This window comes from Anaerosporomusa subterranea (genome assembly GCF_001611555.1).
Classification (GTDB): domain Bacteria; phylum Bacillota; class Negativicutes; order Sporomusales; family Acetonemataceae; genus Anaerosporomusa; species Anaerosporomusa subterranea.
Genome location: NZ_LSGP01000017.1, coordinates 530,302 through 556,286, shown reverse-complemented (window position 1 = coordinate 556,286; position 25,985 = coordinate 530,302). Strand labels below are relative to the sequence as shown.

At 50.2% G+C, this 25,985-nt stretch carries 24 protein-coding genes; all 24 read right to left on the bottom strand.

Annotated elements, in window-relative coordinates; all coding sequences use genetic code 11:
* Positions 1-113 precede the first annotated feature (113 nt).
* The 24 genes from lptG to AXX12_RS09940 all read right to left on the bottom strand — a co-directional run bounded on the left by lptG (position 114) and on the right by AXX12_RS09940 (position 25,927).
* The gene (lptG, locus tag AXX12_RS10055) at positions 114-1,202 is read right to left on the bottom strand and encodes an LPS export ABC transporter permease LptG (protein WP_066241775.1); all 1,089 of its coding nucleotides are present in this window, start codon (positions 1,200-1,202) and stop codon (positions 114-116) included.
* A gap of 190 nt (positions 1,203-1,392) precedes the next feature.
* Positions 1,393-2,112: an LPS export ABC transporter ATP-binding protein gene (lptB, locus tag AXX12_RS10050; RefSeq protein WP_066241770.1), complete on the bottom strand. Its 720-nt coding sequence runs from the start codon at positions 2,110-2,112 to the stop codon at positions 1,393-1,395.
* A 23-nt stretch (positions 2,113-2,135) separates the two neighbouring features.
* A complete protein-coding gene (locus AXX12_RS10045; RefSeq protein WP_066241767.1) occupies positions 2,136-2,870 on the bottom strand; it encodes an LptA/OstA family protein in 735 nt (244 codons plus the stop codon).
* Positions 2,867-3,424, bottom strand: a complete 558-nt coding sequence (lptC, locus tag AXX12_RS10040) for an LPS export ABC transporter periplasmic protein LptC (protein ID WP_066241764.1) — start codon at positions 3,422-3,424, stop codon at positions 2,867-2,869. Before lptC ends, AXX12_RS10045 begins: the two co-directional genes overlap by 4 nt.
* On the bottom strand, positions 3,421-4,314 hold the full coding sequence (locus AXX12_RS10035) for a lysophospholipid acyltransferase family protein (protein ID WP_066241761.1): 894 nt from the start codon (positions 4,312-4,314) through the stop codon (positions 3,421-3,423). Before AXX12_RS10035 ends, lptC begins: the two co-directional genes overlap by 4 nt.
* A gap of 212 nt (positions 4,315-4,526) precedes the next feature.
* Positions 4,527-5,072: a KdsC family phosphatase gene (locus AXX12_RS10030; RefSeq protein WP_066241758.1), complete on the bottom strand. Its 546-nt coding sequence runs from the start codon at positions 5,070-5,072 to the stop codon at positions 4,527-4,529.
* Positions 5,072-6,043, bottom strand: a complete 972-nt coding sequence (locus AXX12_RS10025; protein WP_066241755.1) for a KpsF/GutQ family sugar-phosphate isomerase — start codon at positions 6,041-6,043, stop codon at positions 5,072-5,074. Before AXX12_RS10025 ends, AXX12_RS10030 begins: the two co-directional genes overlap by 1 nt.
* A 181-nt stretch (positions 6,044-6,224) precedes the next feature.
* Entirely contained in the window at positions 6,225-7,049 is an 825-nt protein-coding gene (gene kdsA / locus AXX12_RS10020) for a 3-deoxy-8-phosphooctulonate synthase (RefSeq protein ID WP_066241753.1), read from the bottom strand.
* A 295-nt stretch (positions 7,050-7,344) separates the two neighbouring features.
* On the bottom strand, positions 7,345-8,091 hold the full coding sequence (kdsB, locus tag AXX12_RS10015) for a 3-deoxy-manno-octulosonate cytidylyltransferase (protein ID WP_066241751.1): 747 nt from the start codon (positions 8,089-8,091) through the stop codon (positions 7,345-7,347).
* Between the two features lie 3 nt (positions 8,092-8,094).
* A complete protein-coding gene (lpxK, locus tag AXX12_RS10010) occupies positions 8,095-9,264 on the bottom strand; it encodes a tetraacyldisaccharide 4'-kinase (protein WP_066241749.1) in 1,170 nt (389 codons plus the stop codon).
* A gap of 117 nt (positions 9,265-9,381) precedes the next feature.
* Positions 9,382-10,677: a 3-deoxy-D-manno-octulosonic acid transferase gene (locus AXX12_RS10005; RefSeq protein WP_066241747.1), complete on the bottom strand. Its 1,296-nt coding sequence runs from the start codon at positions 10,675-10,677 to the stop codon at positions 9,382-9,384.
* Between the two features lie 309 nt (positions 10,678-10,986).
* On the bottom strand, positions 10,987-12,720 hold the full coding sequence (gene msbA, locus AXX12_RS10000) for a lipid A export permease/ATP-binding protein MsbA (RefSeq protein ID WP_074431351.1): 1,734 nt from the start codon (positions 12,718-12,720) through the stop codon (positions 10,987-10,989).
* A gap of 3 nt (positions 12,721-12,723) precedes the next feature.
* Positions 12,724-13,872, bottom strand: coding sequence for a lipid-A-disaccharide synthase (gene lpxB, locus AXX12_RS09995; protein ID WP_066241744.1), 1,149 nt, complete (start codon positions 13,870-13,872; stop codon positions 12,724-12,726).
* Between the two features lie 307 nt (positions 13,873-14,179).
* A complete protein-coding gene (locus tag AXX12_RS09990; protein ID WP_066241741.1) occupies positions 14,180-14,983 on the bottom strand; it encodes an LpxI family protein in 804 nt (267 codons plus the stop codon).
* 183 nt (positions 14,984-15,166) lie between these two features.
* Complete coding sequence (lpxA, locus tag AXX12_RS09985) at positions 15,167-15,991, bottom strand: acyl-ACP--UDP-N-acetylglucosamine O-acyltransferase (RefSeq protein ID WP_066243024.1); 825 nt, start codon at positions 15,989-15,991, stop codon at positions 15,167-15,169.
* Between the two features lie 193 nt (positions 15,992-16,184).
* Positions 16,185-16,613 carry a 3-hydroxyacyl-ACP dehydratase FabZ gene (fabZ, locus tag AXX12_RS09980; protein ID WP_066241738.1) on the bottom strand — a complete coding sequence of 143 codons (429 nt, stop codon included), beginning with the start codon at positions 16,611-16,613 and terminating at the stop codon, positions 16,185-16,187.
* A 10-nt stretch (positions 16,614-16,623) separates the two neighbouring features.
* Complete coding sequence (gene lpxC / locus AXX12_RS09975) at positions 16,624-17,442, bottom strand: UDP-3-O-acyl-N-acetylglucosamine deacetylase (protein WP_066241735.1); 819 nt, start codon at positions 17,440-17,442, stop codon at positions 16,624-16,626.
* Between the two features lie 325 nt (positions 17,443-17,767).
* Positions 17,768-18,532, bottom strand: coding sequence for an amino acid ABC transporter ATP-binding protein (locus AXX12_RS09970; RefSeq protein ID WP_066241732.1), 765 nt, complete (start codon positions 18,530-18,532; stop codon positions 17,768-17,770).
* Positions 18,533-18,709: 177 nt separating this feature from the next.
* A complete protein-coding gene (locus AXX12_RS09965; protein WP_066241729.1) occupies positions 18,710-21,022 on the bottom strand; it encodes a hypothetical protein in 2,313 nt (770 codons plus the stop codon).
* Between the two features lie 467 nt (positions 21,023-21,489).
* Positions 21,490-22,350, bottom strand: a complete 861-nt coding sequence (locus tag AXX12_RS09960; RefSeq protein ID WP_231881858.1) for a lysophospholipid acyltransferase family protein — start codon at positions 22,348-22,350, stop codon at positions 21,490-21,492.
* A gap of 17 nt (positions 22,351-22,367) precedes the next feature.
* Entirely contained in the window at positions 22,368-22,991 is a 624-nt protein-coding gene (locus tag AXX12_RS09955; RefSeq protein WP_066241724.1) for a YjbH domain-containing protein, read from the bottom strand.
* Positions 22,992-23,342: 351 nt separating this feature from the next.
* A complete protein-coding gene (gene lpxD, locus AXX12_RS09950; RefSeq protein WP_066241721.1) occupies positions 23,343-24,365 on the bottom strand; it encodes a UDP-3-O-(3-hydroxymyristoyl)glucosamine N-acyltransferase in 1,023 nt (340 codons plus the stop codon).
* A 176-nt stretch (positions 24,366-24,541) separates the two neighbouring features.
* A complete protein-coding gene (locus tag AXX12_RS09945) occupies positions 24,542-24,961 on the bottom strand; it encodes an OmpH/Skp family outer membrane protein (protein WP_066241719.1) in 420 nt (139 codons plus the stop codon).
* A 51-nt stretch (positions 24,962-25,012) separates the two neighbouring features.
* On the bottom strand, positions 25,013-25,927 hold the full coding sequence (locus tag AXX12_RS09940) for a coiled-coil domain-containing protein (RefSeq protein ID WP_066241716.1): 915 nt from the start codon (positions 25,925-25,927) through the stop codon (positions 25,013-25,015).
* Between the last annotated feature and the right edge of the window lie 58 nt (positions 25,928-25,985).

The window sequence follows — 25,985 nt, the reverse complement described above, 5'->3', positions numbered from 1 at the left end:
AGGGTTAACGGAGGATGACCTATTTATTATTATAAAATACGCAGCCCTCTGCGAACCCTCAGCGTACTCTGCGTACTCTGTGGTTAAGGCAGCCGCCTATTCCAAGTCCCCGTTTACCTCGACGCTTTGCGAATCAAGAATACTCCGGCGATGATCCCAGCCAGGTTTGGTATCCAGGCTGCGAGCATGGGATAGATGGCGCCGCCTTGGCCAAGGGCATTAAATATTGTCATGACAGTATAATAGGCGAAGATAATGATAATGCTGAGTCCGAGGCCGATGGAGGAACTGGTACGGTGCGGCTGCAATCCGAGCGGCGCGCCGATCATGGCAAAGACTAGGCTGGCCATCGGAATGGTGATTCGCTGGTGCAGCTCGGTTTCGTATTTGCCAGATTTGACGAATTCACGTTTAAGGGTTTTAATGTATTGTTTTAATTCGCTGATGCTCATCTCCTCTGCTTTTTTTTGAGCAGTAGAGATGCTTTGCGGATTTTTATCGACCGGCATAATCTGTTTATCAAACTGCAGCGAGCGCTGAACTTTTCCTTCGGTGGACAAATCGTGGATGACGCCGTTTTGCATAATCCACTGACTACCTTGCCATATGGCTTTCTCAGCATTCTCGACGCGAACTAGTTTATCTGCTTCAAACTCTTGGATGGTAATGCCATACATCGTGCTGTCAGATTCCTCAAAACGGCGGGCGTACGTCAGACGTTCAAGACTTCCCTGATCGACTTCTTTAATAACAATGTGTTCTTGTGAGCGCGGCTTGGTGTTCTTTTCGATTTCATAACGTACTAAATTGTTGTAAGCTGCTTTTGACTGTGGCACGACTTTCTCGCTGAACACCATGGAGAAGATGCTGACAGCCAACGCGGCGACAAAGACTGGCGCAGTCAGCCGATAAAAGCTAATACCGCCGGATTTCATGGCGATGATTTCGCTCGAGGACGAAAGTCGGCCAAAGGACATGAGCGAAGCTAACAGCATCGACATCGGGAAGGTCATCACGATGATCTCCGGCAGGCTGTAGACAAATAGCTTGATGACAATATCAACACCTGCACCATATTGGGTGATATACTGCGCGATGCGGTACAATGTACCGCCGCCGATGAAGATGCTTGAAAAAGCGCCAACACCAAAGACGAATGGACCGAGCAGTTCTTTGAAAATGTATTTATCTAATATACGCATGTAGTTTTCTTCTCCCAAGCCTGCGGCTGGCGATATGCGGCGCCTAACTGCGTTGCCCTGGTTCCGTGATCCTCAGCGTACCTCCAGTACGCTTCCGGTCCCGGCCCTGCGAGCGCCTTGTTATGCTTGCATCTCCCCAGCCTCGGCAACATATTTCTGTTTCTAATCCGCAGGAGGCTTGATGAGTAAATTACAGCGAAAACTTCTCCCCAAGATAGAACTTTTTGGCGATGTCGCTGTTGGCGATGGTTTCGCTATCGCCGGCGATAAGGATTTTGCCTTCGTTGAGTATATAGGCTTTGTCGACGATACTGAGTGTCTCGCGGACATTGTGGTCTGTGATCAGAATGCCGATACCGCGGGTTTTCAGGTAACTGATGATGCCTTGGATGTCGTCCACCGCCAGCGGGTCAACGCCGGCAAAGGGTTCATCAAGAAGGATGAAGGCCGGCTCAGTGGCCAGGCTGCGGGCGATTTCAACACGGCGGCGTTCGCCGCCTGATAGCATCGAGCCCATGCGATCACGTACATGCGTGATTTTGAATTCAGCCAGCAAGCTTTCCATTTTATCATGCTGCTCGGCTTTCGTCAATGTAGTGGTCTCAAGAATAGCCAGCAGGTTATCTTGTACGCTCAGTTTGCGAAATACTGATGCTTCCTGTGGCAGATAACCGATGCCATAGCGTGAACGGCGATACATCGGCAAATTGGTAATATCTTCGCCATTGACGAAGACTTTGCCTGCATTAGGCTGCTCCAGACCGACAATCATATAAAAAGTTGTGGTCTTACCGGCGCCGTTCGGACCTAATAAGCCGACGATGCTGCCCTGGTCAACCCGCAAGCTGACGCCATCGACGACATTACGTTCTTTAAATGTTTTAACCAGGTTTTGAGTTTCAATATACATCTATACTGTGCCGCCTTTCGCGGTTACTTGCTGGTCGGCGCGATGACGATTTTCGTCCGGCCGGTAGCGTCTACTGCTTTGTCATCCATATACAGGGTGAGGGTTTGACCAACAATAGTGTTCCCGTCCTGGACGGCGTGGGCATTGCCTGTAAGCACGATTTTCCCTTGTTCTCCCGGCTTAGCTCCATAATAGACGGCATGGTCGGAGCTGGCCTGCAGCTTGCGCTGTTCGCTGTTAATCTTGACATTACCTTGAGCGACTGAGCGCTTTTCCTGGAAAAATGTCTCCATCCGGTCTGCGGTGATGGTGCCATCAGCGTTGACCAGTTTTGCGTCTTTTTCGACAACAGCTAACTGTCGGTCGCTGAAATAATCAACCTTGGGGGCAGTTAGGCGATCAGCGCCATTTACCAATACCACGTCGCCGGTGGCGATCATTTGCTTGTTGCCTTCCAGGCTTTCCACTTGATCTGCCGTTAAGGTCATATTGTCTTGAATGCCTTTGACACCACCGGTCATGATTCCTGCCTGGGTTTTGGCATTATAATCAGCTTTTAAACCGGTTAGGGTCAAAGTACCTTGAATCAGTTTGACGCCGTTTGCGCCAGAGGCCACCATCTGACCGGTCTTTGAGTTGTAGTCAATGACATCCGCTTCCAGACGAAACGGTTCTGTCGCTTTTGCTTGCAGGCCTGTGGTTAGACTGAATAGTGTGAGTACAATCAGACCTACTACAGTCAATCGGTTATTTTTCATAGGGCACCCCCTCCGCTCACGACTTTTGCATTGCCGCGAACTTTAACTTTTTCCATATCGACATCACTTTCGAGTTTATCACCAGTTATAACAGTGCCCTGTTTAGTGAGTTTGACACCGCCGTCAGCAAAGAACCAGCGGAGCTGGCCGGCCCAACGCACTTGTGGAGCGGTGAAGGTTGCACCATCGTTTGCCGAAACCGCCGACACTTCACCTTCTAGGAAAACTTCTTTGCTGACTGTGTCAGCAACTCCCTTATGGGCAATCATAGTAACAGAACTGCCATCGTCGCGGTAAAAGGTCCCTTTGACATTGGTTAAGTATATCTTTTTTGTCGTTTCATCTACAGTAGCCGTTTCAGCGCTGAACTCCCAGAGACGCTTACCGTCTTTTTCCTCCACCAGGTCCGTCTTTTCAAACGATATTTCTCGTTTAGACGGATTCTGTGGACCGGAAGCCTCAGGAGCGATGGTCTCTTCTCGGAAAAAATAATACAGACAGCCTAGTAAGAATAGACCTACCAAGGCATATACAAGGGCGGTTCGTTTGTTCATTGCATATCACCTCCACTCGCGGCTCGGCCGTGATGCGGGTCACGCCAACGTTTGTGGAACCAGATCCAATGATCTGGATATTGGCGAATGATGTCTTCTATAATCTTGCTCATCTTAGCGGTAAATGCAGTTATGTCTTCAGCCTGATGGCCGGTGTGTTCAAAGTGATGCGGCGGTTGAACCAAAATACGATGACCGCCTTCTGGGCGTCTGACAATAAAGATAGGTACTACAGGACAGCCTAGCTTGGCGGCAAAAACGCTGATGCCGCTGTGGGTAGATGACGGTTTGCCAAAAAAGTCGAGGGTGATTCCGGTTTTACCGGCGTTTTGGTCGGAAATAAGACCTACAGCTTGGCCGCGCTTAAAGGCCTTGACAAGGCCAAGCACTTCGTTGCCACCTTTAGCATACACTTCCATTCCCACATGCTGGCGGTATTCAGTAAGCAAACGAGTATGTTGATCATTGGGCTGGCCTTTGAAAACAGCAGCCAACGGGTAACCATTCAATGCTAAACCCGCCCCCAGCCACTCCCAATTACCGAAGTGGGCTGCGAGGATGGCAATACCTTTGCCTTCAGCCATGGCTGCGTCAAGATAGTGACGGTTCTCAATGTCTACGTAGTTATTAATCGTTGTCTTATTCAATCTGGGCATATACATAATTTCGAGAAATGTTTGCGCCAAGTTGATAAACAACTGACGAATAGTCTTCTCTGCTTCCTCTGGCGACAGGTTCATCCGTTCCTGGATCTGCGTCAGGGCTAATTTCCGCTGCGATTTGGCCAGCAGGTAGTATAGGCGACCCAGTCCTTTCCCTAAGCTCAGCAGAAGGCAGTACGGGAGGAGGCATAGTATGCGGCTGATTGTTTTTAATATCCAGTATTGCATTGATTAGCCCCTCCTCTCTATCTATGATTGGTGGCGGAACACGACACACCCCGGCGCTACGCGCCACCCCTCTCCAGAGGGGAAGAAGGTTCGACGTTAACCGCAGAGTACGCTGAGATCGCAGAGGGCTCATGGAGGGATGACCTATTTATTATTATAAAATACGTAACCCTCTGCACAACTCTGCGTATTCTGCGGTTCGCGTTCAACCGCTACTGCTGGGTCTCTATTGGCCCCACGGCCATGTATTGTTCCACTACCCAATCCCATTTGTCCTGGGCTTTGAGGATGTATTCAATGATCTCGCGCACTGCGCCGCGACCGCCTTCGTGGCTAGCGATGTAGTGGGCTGCGGCTTTGACTTCAGGTACGGCGTTGGCCACCGCGCAGGCGAGGCCGGCGCGTGACAGAACAGGCAGGTCGTTGAGATCGTCGCCGACATAGGCAATGTTATCAAGTGTTAGTCTGTGTTTGCTGAGCAGTTCGTTTAGAGCAGACACTTTGTCCATGCTACCTTGATAGAGGTCGCCGATTTTCAGTTCTTCACCGCGGCGACGAACCATTTCGCTGTTACGTCCGGTAATGATAGCTGTTTTAAGACCGGCTTTATGCGCTGCCGCAATGCCGAGACCATCCTGTGAGTGAAATACTTTAAGGATTTCGCCGTCATTACCAAAGATCAGCTGGTTATTTGTCAGTACTCCGTCCACGTCCAAAACCAATAGCCGGATTTGGCGGGCGCGGTCTACTCTATCCATTATACCACTCCTTGGCGCAATAAGTCAGTAAGGTGAATCATACCAATCGCCTGGAACTCTTTGTCTACTACCGGCAGCACGGTGACCGGACGCGGCTTGTTGTTTTCCATGATCCGAAGCGCCTCTGCCGCCAGTCGGTCGGGAGTAATGGTGCGCGGCATCTTCGTCATCAGTGAAGCGACCGGTTTGTCGAGAAATTCGTGGCCTTTTTCCAGACCGCGGCGAATATCGCCATCGGTAATCAGGCCGACTAATTTGCCGCCATCAACAACGGTTGTTGCGCCAAGACCTTTCTCCGTGATAACAAATAGCGCTTCTTTGACAGTTTTATCGAGTGTAATAAGTGGATTGTCTTCGCCTTGGTGCATGACAGCTTCGACTGTCAGCAGGAGCTTACGGCCTAAAGCGCCGCCTGGATGAAATACAGCAAAGTCCTCAGGCCGGAACTTGCGGGCTGATAACAGCGCAATAGCCAGAGCATCGCCCATGGCGAGGGTCGCGGTGGTGCTGGCAGTCGGCGCGAGCCCCAGCGGGCAGGCTTCTTTTTCTACAGAGATGTCGAGAACTACATCGGCATGTTTAGCCAAAGTAGATTGGTCGCGACCGCAAAAAGCGATGATCGGCGCGCCGATTCGTTTTATAGAGGGCAGAATCGCCAGCAGTTCTGACGTCTCGCCACTGTTAGAGATCGCGATGACAACATCACTGGCAGTCACCATGCCTAAATCGCCATGAATGCCCTCAGCAGGGTGGAGAAACAGCGACGGCGTGCCAGTGCTGGCGAGTGTCGCGTTAAGCTTCCTGCCGATAATGCCAGACTTGCCCATGCCGGTGACAACAACCCGCCCCTGGCAGGCTATAATCATATCAATGGCAGCAGAAAACTGCCCATTAATCCGCGGTATGAGCGCAGTGACTGCCTCAGCCTCGATGGTGAGGACGGTTTTAGCTTGTTCGAGAATATTGGACATAGTAAAACCTCCCGAGTAGTGACAAAGGGACGGGGGACTCTTTACCACAGAGTACGCAGAGTTAACAGAGGGTTACGGAGGGCTGCCCTATTTATTTTTGTTATAATTCCGAGCCCTCTGCGAACCCACAGCGTACTCTGCGTACTCTGTGGTTAATGTTCCTCTGGTTAACGTCCCTTCGTCATCTATGTTTCCGTGCTACATTATCTATCGCCTGCACATCTTTCAGCAGGTCTTCCAGTTGATCTAGGTACAGCATGTTCGGGCCGTCAGACAGAGCCTCGGCTGGGTTGTCGTGGACTTCCATGAATAGGGCGTCGACACCGGCGGCAACGGCGGCACGAGTAAGGTTTGGAACGAATTCACGCTGACCGGAGGAAGAGGTGCCAGCTCCGCCGGGTAGTTGAACACTGTGGGTGGCGTCGAACACGACTGGATAGCCGAGTGAACGCATGATCGGTAGGGCGCGCATGTCGACAACCAGGTTGTTGTAGCCAAAGCTGAAGCCGCGCTCGGTCAAAAGAATTTTTTCATTGCCGGCTTCACGGATTTTATTGATGACGTTTTTCATATCCAGCGGGGCTAGGAACTGGCCTTTTTTGACGTTGACAACTTTACCGGTCAAGCCTGCCTGGTAGACAAGATCGGTCTGGCGGCAGAGAAAGGCCGGGATTTGCAAAATGTCGAGAACTTCAGCGGCAGGTTCGACCTGAGTCGCACAGTGAATATCGCTGACAACCGGCACACCTAGCTCTTCGCGGATGGATTTGAGTATAGCGAGACCGTCGGTTAAGCCTGGGCCGCGGAATGAGTTAAACGAAGATCGATTGGCTTTGTCAAACGAGGCTTTGAAGATATAGGGCATGCCCAGACGGTCGGCGATGGCTTTGATGCCACGGCCAATAGCCAGAGTACGCTCATAACCTTCGATGACACAAGGTCCGGCAATCAGGACAACGGGATTTTTGCCGCCAACGGCGATAGAACCGATAGAAACTGTATTCATAGTGGTCAACTCCTTTTCAAAATGAGGTCCGGTGAGGAGGCAACGTTTAACTGTAGAGTACGCGAGGTTCGAACATGCGTAACCGCAGAGTACGCAGAGATCGCAGAGGGCTACGGAGGGTAGCGTTTTTTGTTAAGGTGAGTCTTAAAGCGAGTATGATATGCTTGCGTATCCCAGCTCCGCATACTCTCTAGTTCCACCTATTTGCCAGCAGAGTTGGCAAATAAGAGCATTACCCTCTGCGAACCCTCAGCGTACTCTGCGTACTCTGTGGTTAACACGTTCTGGCCTCTGGCTATTTGCGGTTAGCGTACTCCATCTTTGCGTAGATTTCGTTTACCCGCTCCAGGTCTTCCGGCGTGTCGACGCCGATGAAGCGGTGATCGGTTTTTAGTACTTTGATGCGGTAGCCGTGGTCGAGGGCGCGGAGTTGTTCTAGGGACTCGGTCTGTTCGAGCAGGGTAGGTGGTAGTGAAGCGTATTTTAGCAAGAAGTCACGGCGATAGGCATAGACGCCAATGTGTTTATGCCAGTGCATGGCTTCTGGTTTAGTGCGAGGGTAAGGAATGAGTGAGCGGGAGAAATACAGGGCATAGCCGGACAGATCGGTGACGACTTTGACGACGCTAGGGATCTGGAATTCGCTTTCATTCAGTTCGGTCATCAGGGTTGCCATGCTTAGATCAGGGTCAGTATCAAATGCTGCAGCCAGTTGGTCGATGACCGCGGGTTCGATGAGCGGCTCATCGCCTTGGATATTGATGATGATGTCATAGTCGGGACAATTTGCGGCAACTTCGGCCAGTCGGTCTGTCCCGGTCGGGTGGTCTGGCGAAGTCAGCATAGCTTGTCCGCCAAAGGCAGTGACCGCATCATAGACGCCCTGGTGGTCGGTCGCTACCAATAAGTTTGCCGGACGCTTGGCCCCAAGAGCCCGCTCATAGACGCGTTGAATCATTGGTTTGCCTGCGATGTCAGCTAGCGGCTTGCCGGGCAAACGCGTAGAGGCGTAGCGAGCAGGAATTACACAAAGGATGTTCATGTCCTAACCCTCCTGTTTGCGGATTGAGCCGTCTGTTATTGCCTGTCTGATATAGTCAATAAATTCACCGGCACTATCAGTAAGTTCGACTTCGATGGTTAGCACATATACTGGTAAAGGCCGATGCGAATGGATGAATTCTGCCGGGATTTTGACTGCGTCTTTCTCTGTGGTTACCAGCGCCTGAGCGCCAACATCGACTGCTTGCTGCATAAGCCGCTGCATTTCGCTCATCGCATAATCATAATGATCCGGATAACGCACTGCGGCAATCATGTCTGTTGCCAGGTCGGACAGTGTCTGTTCAAAGGACGAAGGATTGCCGATGCCGGAGAAGGCTAAAACCTTGACTTCCTTTAGGGTATCTGGCGGCAGAATCGCAGTTGACGCGTCTTTGTACCAACATTCGACCTCGCTGAAGCCTTGAGGACTATGAACACTTTCCAGAACAATGGCCTTGTCATTATAGCGAGCCAAGGTGGAGCGAATGGTGGTCAACGCCGCATCGCTGGACTGGTCAACTTTTGTCAGCAGAACAGCGTCAGCTCTGTCTAGGTTTTGCAGTGGCTCGCGCAGAGTTCCGCGCGGCAGTAAATAATTATTGCCAAAAATATTAAGAGCATCAATCAGCACAATATCAATGTCGCGAGCCAGTTGCCAGTGTTGGTAGCCATCATCCAGAATGACTACATCTACCTTGAAAACTTCGCTAGCGTATTGTCCGCTGAGGATGCGATTCTTGCCGATTAATACTGGTATGCCTGGCAGATTTTTGGCTAATTGGTAGGCCTCATCGCCTGCCTCACCAGCAGTCATATAAATGTGCTTGCCGTCTGAAACAACACCCACTTCGCCTTTCCAGTCTGAGCGATAGCCGCGATTAAGAATGGCGACCTTGAAGCCCTGATCACGGATCGTAGCTGCCAGTTTTTGCGCAGTCGGCGTTTTGCCTGTGCCGCCAACAGTAATGTTGCCTATGCTAATAACTCGGCAAGGTAGGCGATGTTGACTAAAGATTGCTTTTTTATACAGAAACAGTCGAAGCGAGATTGCCCAGCCATATATCTGAGACAGAACTCTGAGCAAAGCTAACAGAAGCGTGGCAACCACGCCTCGCTCCTCATCATGAACTAGTCTGTATAGATATGCGGTTATGGCTTCACGTAGGTTCATAACGGTTCCGCCTTCTGTTAATTGGATTGTCTCAATACGATAAACACGAGCGGCACTAGTGATACACGATCGACACAAAACAGATGTCCTTAGTGGCGATGGTGGCGTCTCGTGGCGCTAGTGTTCCGTTCCTTGTTCAACAATGCTTTTAATAAATGCAGCGCTGCGGGTTGAGGCACCCCGGTTCTCGATAATGACAGCAGCTGCGTTTTCGCCCATCTGTTTACGTTTGTCGTGGTCTGACAATAGATCTTTGATAGCGGCTGCTAACTCGGTTGTACTTTGGACGGTTAGGCATGCGTTTCGCTGGGTTAACAGAGCGTAGCTGTCTTTAAAATTAAACATATGAGGTCCGACCAGGACCGGTTTTGCGTGCGCGGCCGGTTCGAGGACATTGTGTCCTCCCTGCGGAATCAAGCTGCCACCGACAAAGATGATGTCGCCAATACTATAGATCGCACCTAGCTCGCCAATGGTGTCTAAGAGTATCACATCAGGCTTGTCGCCGCTATAATTCGCCAGTGCTGTCCGCCGAACTACTTGCCAAGAGCTGAAAAGCGCTTCGACTTCGCCTGCCCGCAAAATCTGCCTAGGTGCGAGCACAAGTCGGGCGTTTGGATAGTGCTGACGTACCAGGGCAAAGGCAGTGGCAATGGTATTTTCTTCTCCCGGATGTGTGCTGCCAGCAACAATAACTGGATCGGATGCATCTAGATGCAAGGTCTGATACAGTTCCTGGCGAGCAACTTCAGAGATTTCGCCATAGGTTTGATCAAATTTTGTATTGCCAGTAACGATAACCCGGGCCGAATCTGCCCCCAACAGGCGAATATGCCGGGCATCCTGCTCTGACTGCATGCAAAACAGGGTGATAGCAGCAAGAATATCGTTGAGCACTTTGCCGAGATATTTATAATTTTTTACGCTGCGGTCGCTGATTCGTCCATTAACCATGACGATCGGGATCTTGCGTCTTGAAAGATTGCGAATAAAGTTTGGCCATAACTCAGTTTCGACTAGGACAAAGGCTGCTGGGCGAATACGATCAATAACGTTTGCGGTCAGCAATGATAAATCGATTGGCGAGTGGATAACCGCATCAGCTTCGACCATAATCCGATTAGCCATGGCATAGCCTGCTGTCGTAACTACAGACACCAAAATGGGCCGTTCCGGCATTTGGCGGCGAAGTTCGCGGACTATCGGGCTAGCAGCCACGATTTCTCCGATAGAGGCGGCATGAATCCAGACACAATTACGATGGCCGACAACTTCCAAGACCACTGGCGGCAAAAAGCCCATGCTCTGCCGCCAGCGTCGGCCAAAACCTTTTTCCTTAAATAGTCTATATAAAAAAAACGGAGTAGCCAGCACGACGGCCAAGATGCCAATTAGATTATAAAGCAGCCACATGCTGGTTTCCTCCCTTGCTTTTATTGAAACTAACAAGAACGAAGATACGTGTACCGCAGAGTACGCAGAGATCGCAGGGGGTTACGGAGGGTTCTAGGATATTTGCAGGGATTGGAAGATATGAATGAGCGCCGGGGAAGATTGCTTCGTGCCTCGCAATGACAAAGAAGAGTATTTCTAAACGTGTCATTGCGAGGTACGAAGCAATCTTTTTCTTTGTTATCCCCTTTTCGCCTCATAAACTAGTAGCCCTCTGCGAACCCTCAGCGTACTCTGCGTACTCTGCGGTTGCGTACCCCCTGCCCCGTTCTACCCTTCCATCTTGCCAGCGAAGTTTAGTTTGTATAACTGGCTGTATAAGCCCTCGTTTTCCATCAGTTCAGCGTGTGTTCCCTGCTCGGCGATGTGGCCGTGGTCGAGGACGATAATCTTATCAGCGCGCTGGACGGTGGACAAGCGGTGAGCGATGACAAACGAGGTGCGTCCTACCATGAGTGTGTCGAGCGCTTCTTGAACTAGCTTTTCACTTTCCGCATCTAAGGCGGAGGTGGCCTCATCAAGAATCAGGATGCGGGGGTTTTTAAGAATAGCGCGAGCGATAGCAATGCGTTGGCGCTGACCGCCGGAGAGTTTTGCGCCACGCTCACCAATGTGGGTGTCATATCCTTCCGGCATGGCGGCAATAAAGCTATGCGCGTTGGCCGCCGCAGCGGCTGCGTAGACGGCTTCTTGCGATGCGTCCAGGTCGCCGTAGAGGATATTTTCATAGACAGTACCATTAAACAAGGTCGTCTCTTGGGGTACGACGCCGATCTGCTGGCGCAGTGAGTTGAGTGTGACGGTACGGATATCGATGTCATCAATCAAAATCGAGCCACCGACTGGATCATAAAATCGAGGAATCAAATTGGCAATGGTGGTCTTTCCTGCGCCACTGGGGCCAACAATGGCAACCATCTCGCCAGGCTTGGCCATCAGGGATACTTGCGTCAAAACCAGGCCGCCACTGCTGTAGGCGAAGTCGATGTCTTTGAATTCGACTCGTCCCTCGATACGAGGCAAGGTAAGCGCATTAGGAATCTCCTGAATTTCCGGCTTAGTATCAAATACGCCAAAAACGCGTTGCGCTGCCGCAAGTGAGCGTTGAATGCTGGCGTAGATGTTGCTTAGACGACGGATAGGATTAGAGAGATTGACAACATAGATCAAAAACGCAATCAACTCACCGGAACTGAGATTGCCATTGATGACTTCCAATCCGCCATACCAGATGATGACAGTAACGCCGATAGCAGCTAGAAACTCAATGATTGGCGAGAGAGTAGCCGACAACTGGACTGATTTCATCTGGGCTTTGAAGTTGCTGGCATTTTCCTTGGCAAAGCGCTCGATTTCGTAATCTTCACGAGAGAAGGACTTAATCACTCGGGCGGCAGAGATGGTCTCCTGCAAAACTGATGTGATATCTGCAGCGCGTTGCTGATTTACGCTACCAGCTTTACGAATTTTCTTGCCAAAGACATTAATCGCGTGCGCGACCAGCGGCATAGTGATCAGCGTGACTAATGCCAGTTTCCAGTGAATGTAGAAAATGACGCCTAGCGAGCCGATTAGGATAAACCCTTCAGTGAACAGGTCAATCAGTTCTTTAGAGACCGTATTTTGCATGGCGCCAACGTCGTTGGTCACATAGCTCATGATCGCCCCAGTCTGGCGGGTTTCATAATAGGATAGGGACAGTGACTGCAAGTGTCTAAACAAGCCTTGACGAATGTCCACAACTACCCTTTGACCAATGTAAGACAATAGGTAGTTCTGTCCAAAGAAAAAAATGCCACGAATCACGTACATCACTAGTATTCCAAGCGCAATAACATTCAGCATATCCAAGTCTTTGTTGGTAAGCACCTCATCGATCACGCTTTTGATGATCCAAGGCACATATAGATTGGTGCCAGCGACAACTGCAATGCAGACTGCGCCAAGTATCAGTCGTGGCATATATGGGCGAACATATTGGATTAGCCGCAAATAGATATTCACTAACTAATCTCCTCTCTTCGGCTGGTCGCCGGCCACAGACAAGATAACCTCTGCCACGCGTTTGACAGCGCCACCAGAACCAAGCTTTTCTGAAACGATGGCCAAATCAGCCAATACCGTTTGCCTCGTCTGTTGATCAGTTAGCAGTGGCAAGGCAGCTTCAGCAATCGCGTCAGGATTGGCGTTATGTTGCAGTAGCTCTGGCAGAATCTTGCGTCCGGCGACAATGTTTGGCAGGCCGATATGGGGAATTTTCACTAATAGCTTACCCAAATAGTAGGTCAAGCTGTTCACTTTATATATGATGACTGACGGCAACTGTAATAGCGCAGCTTCCAGCGTCACTGTGCCTGAAGCGGCGATGGCAACGTCGGCGATGCTCATCAGATCATACGTATGGCCGTGAGTAAAGGAAACCTGTAAACCGCGTTTGGCGACCAAATCGGTTAGCATGTTTTCCGGAATTGTTGATGCGACAGGCAGAAAAAATTGGCACTCAGGCAGCTTTGCCGCGATCTTGGCGGCAGCATCCAATATGTCAGGTAACAGGTTTTCAATCTCTTGCTTGCGGCTGCCTGGCAATAAAAGCAGGACCGGCCTGGCAGGGTCGGCCCCGAAAAAACTGAAGGCTTCCTGACGAGTCATTGTCGGTTTGACAATATCCAAAAGCGGATGCCCTACAAAGACGACATCCGCCCCAGCTTCACGGTATACATCGGCTTCAAACGGGAAAATAGCAGCCACTTTGCTAACAGTCTGGGCGACTTCCTTCGCCCTCCCCTTACCCCAGGCCCATGCCGATGGGCTGATATAGGAGACAATCGGAATCCCCTTGGCTTTAGCGACTTTGGCCAGACGGGTATTAAAGCCAGGGTAGTCGATCACAACCAGGACATCGGGGCGCTCCCTATCCATGATCTCGCCCAGCATATCACGCAAGCGAAACAAGCGTGGCAGATTCTTGATGACTTCGACGATACCAATAACGCCTAGATCGGCAATGTCATAGACAATTTCTACTCCAGCCTCAGCCATGTGACGGCCACCCATGCCGAACATTGTGACATCAGGTGCAAGAGCCTTGAGTGCTTTGGCGACGCTGGCACCATGAAGGTCGCCAGAAGCTTCGCCGGCAGAGAACATGATCTTCATTACGCAATCCTCCTTATCGGGCTCTTCAAGTCCGGTCCCACCTGCGTTTCACCCGTAAAGGGTATGCCGCCAACTCTAAGGCGCTAAAGCGCCAAGAGTTGCGCAATCATCCCAGTGAAGACATTGCTAGCGTACATCCCAGTACGCGTCGCGGCTGGCTTCACAGGGCTGCCTAGTGATGCTATTCAACTGATTCGTATCAGGTGCATGACTAGTCTCATAGGCAACAACATCTGGACCTTTCTGAACGCCCTAGGTATGGACAGCACTAGGGAACAACAGACGAGCTAGGTTCGATTAGGTCCTACTACTTTACGACAATAGTTATATTATTCGCATCAGCGAGTTCAATTACACGGTTGCGGTTGACTAAAAGGGTTTTTCCTGCTTCGATGACTAGGGCGGTGGCGCCGGCGGCGATCATGGAGTTTAAGGTATCGGGGCCGACGGCGGGGACATCGAAGCGCAGATCCTGGCTGGGTTTGGCGGCTTTGGCGACAGTTACGTCGCCGCGTCCGAGCTGACCGCCGCGGAGGATGCAGGCATCAGTGCCTTCGATGGCTTCGACAGCCAGAACGGCGCGGTCTTTAACAACAACGGTTTGTCCAATATCAAGACCGCCGATAGCGCGAGCCATCGAAAGGCCAAAATCCATGTCAGCCAATTCTTGCGGGGCAGGCTGGCGTTTAGTGACTACTCCCGGCTGCGGCAGTAAGGCCCGGATAAAAGCCGTTTGATCAAGAACACCGATGTTGACTGAAGCCAGTTCTTTAACAAAAGCCAGCATGAGAGTATCATCACTAAAGTCTTTTAGACCGGCGAGCATGCGCTTCATCCGGTCATCAACGGTAACCTGGCCGGAAAACATCAATTCCTTGGTCACCTTGCCAAGCAAAGTCGCTTCTTCAACACCAGCGGCAGTGAGTACAGCGATAATTCTGTCTAGTTGACCAATGCTGATCTCATGATAATCGGTAACAACAGTCTTCAATTCAGCATCAACGCTAGGCGTTAACGCGATAGCAGTCACGGCAAAGCCCATGCCGCAAGCAGCACGGGCAAATTCAACCGGCAAACGGCCAATGCCTGCCAGCAATCCAATCCGTTTCAATCTATTCACTCCTTAAAGAAACCAGTGATGCAGCCTTCTAAAAAGGCGGGGGACGTTAACCGCAGAATACGCAGAGTATATAGAATCCGCAGAGGGTTACCGTATTATTATATAAGGCCATAAACCGTGACCTCTGTGTGCTTGTCAAACCCTCTGTGTACTCTGCGGTAAAAGTAACCTTGCCTATTCTTCCCCGTTGTCGCGGCGGCTGCGGGCGATGCCGCGCTCGGCGTTGCGGAGGAAGCGGAGGAAGTGTTCAACTTCTTCACAGGAATCCAGTTCTTGTTCCATGGTGTCAATCGCCTGAGCCAAGCTGAGACTAGAGCGATAAAGGATTTTGTAGGCTTTTTTCATGTTGCGGCGAGCTAATTCGCTCATGCCGGAACGAGACATGCCAACATTGTTCAAGCCCCGCACCTTGGCCGGATGGCCATCAGCGATAACGTAGGGAGGGATGTCCTGGACAACTTTAGACGCGCCGCCGATCATCGCGTTGCGGCCGATCTTAACAAACTGATGGATGCCAGCGAGGCCACCGATAACCGCTCTGTCTTCAACCACAACATGACCGGCCAGAGTGGCGGCATTGGACATGATAACATTGTTGCCGACGATACAATTGTGGGCAACATGCGTATAGGCCATCATTAAGCAATTACTGCCGATGCGGGTCTCTTCACCTTCACCGGTGGCACGGTTAACTGTGGCGCATTCGCGGATTTTTGTATTGTCGCCGATAAATACATAGCTCTTTTCGCCGTGAAACTTTAGGTCCTGCGGCTCAGCGCCAATGGAAGCGCCAGGAAAGATCACACAGTTTTTTCCAATACTGGTCCAGCCGTCAATAACTACGTGGGGGGCGATTTTAGTACCATCGCCAATGACTACGTTTTCACCAATTACCGCATAAGCGCCAATCTCAACATCTTTGCCAATACGAGCGTTTGGGTGAACAACGGCGGTTTCATGAAATTTCCGAAGCGGTATAATGACCGTTTCCGGTTTCATCACTAGATCAACTCCTCTATAAGTCGGGTTGCGTAGTTGCTTTTTCATTATTATAATCCACCCAAAACGCCGTTAATTCGCATTCGATTGAGCGTCGTATTCAGTCATAATGTATGATTATCGAAAATTATATCATTCATTCGCCAAAAAGCAGCGGATTACATCGTTTTTTCTCTTTTTGTTGCCTTGGCCCTTAATTAGTAATGAGGACAAACATGAACTCAGCTTCAGCAACCAGTTCGCCGTCAACAAATGCTTCTGCCCAAATTTTTCCTGTATTGCCGCGAGATTTGATCAACTCGGCGACCATGCGGAGTTGGTCACCTGGCACAACCGGTTTGCGGAATTTTACCCGGTCCATGCCCGCAAAAAAAGCGATTTTACCGCGATTGACTTCAGGTTCTAGCATGGCAACACCACCTACCTGAGCCATAGCCTCCAACAGCAGAACACCAGGCATGATCGGCTTGCCAGGAAAATGGCCCTGAAAGAAGTGCTCATTCATGGTGACGCTTTTGATGCCTACTGCCCGTTTTAAGGGTTCAATTTCAATAATCCGATCCACGAGCAGCATCGGGAATCTGTGGGGAATTATCTTTTGGATTTCTTCGATGTTTAACATGATAGCCTCCTCATTGCGAACTAATCATTCGCGCAAGCTCGGTGTTGATCGCGTGACTGGACTTAACGGCCACGACGTGACCACGGACTCTGCCGACTAAGGCCAAATCGCCGACAACATCAAGAATTTTATGTCTGACCAACTCATCTGGAAAGCGCAATGGAGTCAATGCTTTTTCATGATCATAAACAACAGCATTTTCCAGTGTGCCACCAAGGGCCAAGCCTTGTGCTTGCAAGGCTTCCACCTCGTGCATAAAGCCTATCGTCCGGGCGGGGGCGATTTCCGTTTCAAAAACAGCCGGAGTCAGTTCGTAGTCGCCAAACTGCACTCCCAACATAGGGTGAGGATTGACGGAAGTAAAACTAATACGAAAACCGTCATAAGGCATAATAGCGATAAATTTATCCGGCAATCGGACAGCGAGGGCTTCTCGAACAGTAATGATGCTAGCAGGCGCATCTTGTTCAACAATCCCTGCCTGCTGAATTAGATGAATAAAGGGTAACGAGCTACCGTCTGCGACTGGTGGCTCAACTGCGTCGATATCAACCTGGCAGTTATCCACTCCTAAGGCGGCAAAAGCGGCTAATAAATGTTCTACTGTGAACACTTTCGCAGCTCCGTGTTCGAGAGTCGTTGCCCGCATAGTGCCAGTGACATTAGCAGTGCAGGCTTTCACCTGAGGCGCACCAGCCAGGTCTGTACGGACAAAAACAATACCGGTTCCCTCAGGCGCCGGTCTCAGCGTAATCGAAGCACTGCGGCCAGAGTGCAGGCCGGTACCGGAAAAATGTGTCACAGAGGCCAGAGTAGTTTGACGCTGCATGTAGTTCCTCCAAAATATGAAATACGAACACGATGTGTGAAGAGATATAATTATAGCCCTGCTGCGATGATAGGATTAGAAAGACATTCTATTGCCTATTCTACAAAAAAACAGAATTTCCTGCAAGAAGTTTATGTAAGAAGCCACGGGAAGGCGACCTGGAGAACAAAGAGAACGTCAACCGCAGAGTGCGCAGAGTTAACAGAGGGTTATCGGATTGTTTCGGGTTGGATGGTACATAAACCCGTAGCCCTCTGCGAATCTTCAGCGTACTCTGTGTACTCTGTGGTTAACGTCCCCCATTATTTTCTGCTGTAAAACATTGTCAACAGCCGATTAGGCTATTGCCCATCGTGCTGCTTTGGTATTCTAGTAGTTCTTTGTATTTCTGGCCTACAGCCGAGGCTGGGTTGGTGAAGACACTTTTTGGAGGGCCTTCTTCGACGATCTTACCTGAATCCATTAGGACGATTCGGTCTGCGGCATGGAGGGCGAAGGCCAATTCGTGGGTGACGATGACCATAGCGCTATTTTGGTTGCGAGATAATTCTTCCATGATGACTAGGACTTCACGGACAATGATCGGATCAAGCGAGGCTGTCGGTTCGTCCCACAACATTAGCGGCGGTTCTGCGACAATGGCACGGGCGATGCCAACCCGCTGTTGCTGGCCGCCAGACATCTCTGAGGGCCGATGATCATGCACAGGGAGCAATCCGACCCTTTCCAGGGCAGCCATCGCCCGAGAGCGGGCTTCCTCCATAGGTACGCCGTCCATCAGCAGGCCAAGCATCACATTTTCAGCTGCAGTCAATCGCTGAATCAGATTAAAATGTTGAAAAACAAAGCCAATTTTCTTGCGCATTTTGCGCAGTTCATCGTCTTTTAGTCTTGTTATGTCTGTTCCATTTAAGATAATAGTTCCAGCATCTGGCTCAACCAAGCGGTTGACCATGCGGACAGTGGTGGACTTGCCGCAGCCGGACGGCCCCATCAATACGACAGTCTCGCCCGGGTGAACACTGAGCGAGATATCGTCAACTGCGACTATGCTGCCAAAGCGTTTGGTTGCATTAATTATTGAAAGCATGACTTCACCTCATATCAGCGACTGTTCAAAACGCCCATCTGCGTTGTCACGACTGCGTTTGCTTGCTTGCGTACCTTTATGTACGCGGCGCCGCGCAAGCCTCGCTGTTCCTAGCATCTGGGCATTTTCTAATAGCCTCTTTTTTTATGGTTGCGTGTTTTTTTGAAACACGCTCTATCAACGGATTTTCAGCTTCCGCCGATTTAATTTTTGCAATAGGCCGGGACGTCCGTTGGGAATGACGATTTCGCGCATGACCTCGTCCATCGACATGCCCAGCGCTTCGCCTGCCATGACTTCCTCGCTCGAAACCGGGCTAATCTTTTCCGCATAATGTGCAACCGCCAGTCCGATTAAGGCGCCGATAAATGGAACTCCAATCCAAGGCAGATAGGGAATGCCGCCGCCGCTTAACAGAAAAATTGCGGTGAGCAAGACTGCGCCAATTGCCATACCGTAGCGTTTTTCAGCAGCAACAAACGATGAAGTCAGCTTAGCAGCTATTCTCCGCCAGCCAGTAGGCTTGACAGTCTTAAGGAGACGTTTTCGCCTGATATATGCCATGACGCCAGTGTGGTCAAGCACGAGAAAAGCGACAGTCATGACAATAGCGGTCATGCCCGCCAGGATTGCCTTGACCTCGAGCAAGACTTGCAATAGTTCACCCTGCACATTTGGCTCGATAACGCCCAAAGCGCCAGAATATACGGCAAAGTTTTTGTGTCCAACCTCTTTTTCAACTAGCGGAGTGACGCTGTCCGCAGGCGTGTTGTTACTCATTAGAATTTGGATTCGGGCGCTGGGAATCACCTGACCGGCAATGAACTTGTCCAACAATTTTACAGATTGATTGATTTCATCATCTTTCAGTTGCGGTATTGCTGCAGCCAAATACTGAATCTGCGCAGTAATTAGCGGCATATTGATTGCTTTGACCTCAGACAAGCGAGTATCCACATTCGACAGGACAAATAAAGCGCCATCCACATCGAATGCCTTTAGTGTGGCAAGCGTTTGCTGGCCAGTGCTGACAATGCGATCAATGCTAGCCTGTGCGTTACGAGCGTCTGTGGCCACATTACCGATAGCCCGGATGCCGCTACGCAAGCTCAGGATATTATTTTGAGCAGATCGCAAGTTGTCAACCGTGCCGCTAATGCTGCCCTGTAGCAGTTTGATGACTTCTAAGGTGTTAATAACATTTTCCATAGCCTGTGAGGAATTATTCAATTGCGTCTCGAGCCGTGCGGTATCAATGGCCGCTAGACCGCTGGTGGCAGCTTGTATGGCTGCGCCAACCGAATTTAAGTTGGTTAGGGTGCGCTGTACCGCATCCACCGCGCCTCGATAATTCTGCAGCGCACTCTTGGTAACTCCGCTGAGATTTTGAGCATCTTCTATCATGCTGGGGACTCTTGCACTCAGCTTGGCTGACTCCCCGAGGCCATTACCTAATTCCAAACGAGGATTTTTGACTGTCGCATCACCAGCATGTGTGCCAATTACACCATTTTCTAAACGATAGCCTTTGGCATTAGTAAGATCTGTTGCATCTCCTTGCATAATACGGCCTTCCAGGACACCATTCGGTTGCACTCCAGTGATTTCCACCAGTAAATTATTCTTATCCGGGGCGGCGCCGCTGGCTGGTGCGGCAGGCGCTTTGCCTTGAAACACTAAGGTCTCACCTTTTATCAAATTATTAACAGTCGGTCGAATGGTGACTATCGATGCATAGCTGTTCAAAAAACGTTTTAACTCTAACATGGTGCTTACCATGTAGACCATTTCATCCTTATTGCCGCTGATTGATACATTTTGCGCTAACGATTGCGGCAGTTGCTTTTGCAGTTCTCCCGCCACCGTGTCACCTGTACGGATCGCATTAGATGGTTCGCTGCCAGCCGGAAAGGTAATTTCTACAACCTGGTATTGGTTTAAATAGTTTTTTATTTGTACACTCACCGGACTGATGCGGTCAATAGCATTTAAGACAACGCCAACTTTGGAGCCATCCAAGAATGCAAAACGAACTCCTTCCATTTTGGCAATTTGTTCAAGTGTAGTAAGTCTTGCGCCTTCGGGTATGCCGCGTATAGTCAGACGCGGTTCGGTATAGATTCCAACCCCAGCGCCACCCGGCACACTGCTGAAGGTTTTGTTGATATTTTCATAAATGGCACGTGTCTTGAATTGATCGGGCAAAGCGATGAAAAAGCTTGTTTTACCGGTAATGGTCGGGCCCTCTTTCACCTTCCCACCTGGAAAAGACTCGTTAATGATCCGTTGCAGTTCGGCTGCCGTATCTTCTCTGACTTCTTCTCTGGCCTGAAGCAATAAATCAAACTCGCCATAATCGCCGACAAGGCTTGAAATCGTTTTGGAGAAATAAACATTGGATATATACGAGACGAATCCAGATGATAAGGAGCCGATAAGTATGCTGATGATCAGCAGAGCTGCAATGTCTTTTTTGAAGGAGTTTTTCATGACGAGTCACCTTTCTGGCGCAAAATTGCGAGGGATTACTAAACTGCAGGGTACGCGGGACTAACACGTAACCGCAGAGTACGCAGAGTAGGCTGAGGGTGCGCTGAGGGCAACTGAGCGTAAATGTTCATTCACTAGTTTTTCCAGACAAAACAAAAAGAATCCCAGCTCTTTAGACATAAAAAAACAGGGAAGATTGCCACACTCTGCTTCGCTGCGATCGCAATGACACCATGTGTCCTCACGAGGCGAAGCCGATGTGGCGCTCTTCCCCGGTAAATAACCACGAGGCGAAGCCAACGTGGCGTTCCTCTTTTATCGCCAAAATAATCTGCCGATAGCTCTACAGCAGGGCGAGGGCGCTGAGAAGGGTCCAGATGCTAGGCAGCCCAGGAAATCCAGCAGCGCCGCGTACTAGTGTACGCAAGCAATGGATTTCTTGGGCTAACAACGCAGATGGGCCCTTCTCAGCGGCCGCAGCCAGGAGGTTGGGTTTTCCAGCGGTTATGCAGCCAAAACCACTCTGATGGGTATTGGCGAATATGGGCTTCGATAATGTTGGTCAATTGAAGAGTTGTAGCATAAATATCGGCGTCGCGGTCAGCCGTTTTTGCAACTCTTACCGCCTGGTGAACGATGATTTCATGTTTGCCTGGCGCGACTTCATGAATGAAGGCAGGTACAATTGGCGCGCCGCGCAGCCTGGCAATTGCAGCCGGTCCGGCTGGCGTCGAAGCTAGGCGGTCAAAGAAGGGAACAAACACGCCTTTCTGATGAGCGTCCTGATCCATCAGCAGGCCAATAATCTTGCCTCGGTCAAGCAGCCTAACCATGTCCCTGACCTCAGAACGGTACACGATCTCTGCGCCAGGCGCTCGCCGCTGCTCGTTAATAAAGCGATCCATTTGTTCGTTATGTTGTTTCTGGGCAATCGCAGCCAGAGGATAGCCATTGAGGCAGAGAGCAGCTGACATCATCTCCCAATTGCCACTGTGAGCTGTGGCTAGAATGCAGCCTTTGCCTTCAGCCAGGGCTGTATCGAGATGTTCACGGCCTCGAAACGCAACTAGGGCATTAACCGAGTTCAGGTTAAGTTTATCTTGGTAAAAGACTTCGATGATCATCCGACCAAACCGGGTTGTACTGGCTTTGGCGATGACCTGGGCGTCTTGGGGATGGAGGCTTAGTCCATTTGAAATATTGTTAATAACCATTTCCCGGCGGCGATGCGGCAACAGCAGCCAGCTAACTTCGCCAATACAGTTGCCAATCGCATGCCGTCCCGACAACGGCAACGTATTGACAATACGGGATAACAATCGAATCAAATGATAGGTCATTACTATTAGTAGGTGAAGCTGGCGCCGATATAGGTCTTGGAGTCACGCCAACCAGCTTCGACCTTCAGGCCGGGAACAATGGATAACCTAGCACCATAGTTCATGCCATCTCCATCATATTCAGCAATCAAGGTGGTAGCCGGGAAGGTGTTGCTGCCTGTGATCAGGCTAACCGGATTAATCGTCTTTTCAACGGCGCCAAACGCGCCGTTGAAGCGGCCATTGCCCACACCAGCATGGATACGAAAGCCTAACGGCAGGGCTTTACTGGCAACCGCGTACGCGGATCTGTGGCCATCACCAATTCCCTCCACGCCGACTGCAACTCCAGGGGTAACTACCGTTTCCGGAGCAATAGACCATTTTGCATTAAACAGAGTTTGATTCGAGCCTTCGTCTGGGAAATGGCGAGCAACGCCAACTTCGACGTTAGATAGGAGATTCAGGCTAAAGGTACCAACTTTTTGCTCTTTAAAATCATGATAGCCTAGCGAAAATTGGCCTTCACGCAAAGCGTCTGCGCTCGGGGTATTGATCATGCCGGTTGAGCCGCTAAACGAAGGCGCTGCCGTGGCAGTAGCCGTTGACAGGAAAAATGCGCATAGCACATAAAAAAATGCTCTTTTCACAGACTTGCCTCCTTTAATAGATAAGCCCTCAGGGGCACTGAGGGGAATAAGTTAAGTTTCGACATAATGGGCGAGAATCCTGCAAAGAAAGAGGCGTAAAAATATGACATGTCGGAGCTGAGAACGGGAAGGAGGATCTAGCGCGAGCGGCACTAACGCCACAAGCGCCACTATACGGGGTACGGCTTTTATAATGCCCACATTGTGGGCATTACACTATTTCATCCCATCGTTCTTCTGCTGTCGTCATCGTGACGCTAGTGGCACTAGTGGAGCCTCGTGCTATCGTTTTTATAAAAGAAGACTGCCGCACTACGAGCGTAGCGAAGCAATCTTCCCATGTACTTACGTTTAACGGTTTGCCTCGAGTTCAGCGATGCGTTTTTCCAAATCGCGCATCTTTTTTACCATATCCGGGACTTTTCTGCCGCCTGCTTCGGATCGCAGCCATTCTTTATGTGGACGGGCAGGGAAGCCGGCATAGAAGGAGTTTGCCGGAACATCGCTGATGATGCCAGTTCGGGCGGCGAATACACAGTTGTCGCCAATGTTGAGATGGCCGGCGCTGCCGACCTGGCCGGCGAAGGTGACATTGTTGCCAACGTTGACGCTGCCTGATATACCGACTTGGGCGACGAACAGACAATTTTCACCAATGACATCATTGTGGCCGAGGTGAACTAAATTATCAATTTTTGTGCCATTACCAACAATGGTACTGCCAGTGGTCGCTCGGTCAATCGCAACATTAGCGCCGATTTCCACGTCATCGCCAATGACCGCATTGCCAACTTGGGGAACTTTGCGGTGTTTGCCGCCAACTGTGACAAAGCCGAAGCCGTCGCTGCCGACAATGCTGCCGCTATGAATAATGACTCGGTCGCCGAGACGGCAATGTTCTCTGACCGTGACGGACGGATAGAGCAAGCAATCTTTACCGATAACCGCTGCTTCGCCGATGTAGGTGAAGGGATAGATAACAGTGTTATCACCAATCACCGCATCGTTGGCGATAACCACATGCGGCATAATCGCAACATTCTCACCGAGAACAACGTTGTCACCGAGCACGGCACTGGGATGAACGCCACGGGCAATATGTACAGTTGGCGCGAACACTGACAACAGTTTACCAAACGCCTCTCGAGGATTAGCGACAATAAGCTGAGCTTGCGATAAGCCAGGAATTGCTTGGGCTAGTATGATGGCCGCCGCCTTAGAATCTACCGCTTTTTCAAGATGTGGCGGCACGGCAAAAGTAATCTCGTCATTATTAGCTTCTGTAAGTGCGTTTACGCCATATATTTCGATGTCACCGTCTCCAGTCAGCTCGCCGCCAACCAGACGGGTAATTTCCGATAGTTTGAGTTTCACGGGTATTCTCTCCCATCAACCGATATAATAAACCTTTGATGCGGGGCTTTAAGCGAACGGATAACGCTGAGCGCAAAGCGCGCAAAGAGCGCAAGCGGCGCAAAGCGGAGGTAGAATTATCCCTTCGCGCGCTTTGCGATCTTCGCGTTCTTTGCGCTAACGTTTCATCTATCGGACTACTGCATTTTCTTGATCACGTCGTCAGTGATGTCGACTCCGCCTTGGGCAACACCGTTTTTATATAACACAACGCCCAATTTCTTTTCTTTAGCCACTTCGTCAATGGATTGTTTAATGCTTGCATCAACTTGCGATTCGAGGTCTTGTTTGCTTTTTAGGAATTCCGCATAGGTTGCTTCCTGGCGCTTTTGGAATTCTTCTGCGCTGATGCCTGCTTTTTCTTTTTCGAGTTTGTCGCTTAATTCTTTGCCTTTAGTATTCAGCTGTTCCTGGAATTGCTTAATCTTGGGGCTTTCTGTCATTGCTTTGTTGACGTCAAAGACACCAACGGCAGTTGAGCTAGAAGCGCAGCCGCCAAGCAGAACGACGGTAAACAACAGTAGAGTGAGCAGAGCTAGTTTTTTGTTCATGAACATGGTTGATCCCCCTATTCATCTTGAGTACCCATATTATACGTGGATTCCTGATTATTTACTCCCGGCAATCACATCTGTGGTGATATCACGCGTGGCTGAGGTGAAAATCTCCACATCGGCGAGGACGGTAGTTAGTCCATATTGGGTCGCTATCGTAGCAGCACGTTGCTTAATGTCTGTGATAATCTCTTGCTGCAGCTTAGCTAAATCTCGCTGATTTGCCGCCAACTTTCCCTGTATGTTGTCGGCCGCCGGCATGCTCAGTCCACCACCAGGCAGAGTTTGCATCGCCTGCGCCTTTTGGGCTAATTCAGCAGACAAATTACTTTTTAGCTGTTGACCATATACATCAAGGTCCTTGGCTGCAGCTTGTTCCGCTTGCTTCATGCTATCGTTCATTCCGGCAGTCAGTTCTTGCTGCCTGGCGACAATTTTCCCCATCCGCTCATTCTGGATTTCATCCAACTGCTTCTGGATGGCTGCTTGTTCTTCCTTGCTGAGATCAATGGTCTTCAGCTTAACTTGAAGCCCGAAGGTGCGATTTTGGTAGCTTTCGTCCAGTTCTCTAACATACTTATCAACTTGCTCATTGATTTGACGGCGCAGTGTCTCTGATTGAGCCTGAAGTTGGCGGTTGATCTCATCGTGCTTACTGGCCATTTTGGTCTGGAATTCTTGGTCTGTCGCTTTACTTAGATTGGTCATGTCAATCCCTGCCTGCTGACTTGCAGCAATTGTTTCGCTTTCCTGGCGCGATAGCTGGGCTAGCAGTGTAGCTCGTTCACCCTGCAACTTTTCGACTTCAGTGTAACGAGGATGAGCTTTAACTGCTTTTGTCATATTCAGGATGCCCATTTCAGGCTTAGGTTGCACTACTTCTGTTTTTTTCGCACAACCTGCTGTCAGCCAAACCAACAGCATGGCGGCAATCGCTAGCATCTTGTGGCGAGTCGTTACCCTGTTCATCTTGCTTCCCTCCTCCTTATCCAGTACAGTGTCGGGGCTAGTTTTCTATATTCTGGCG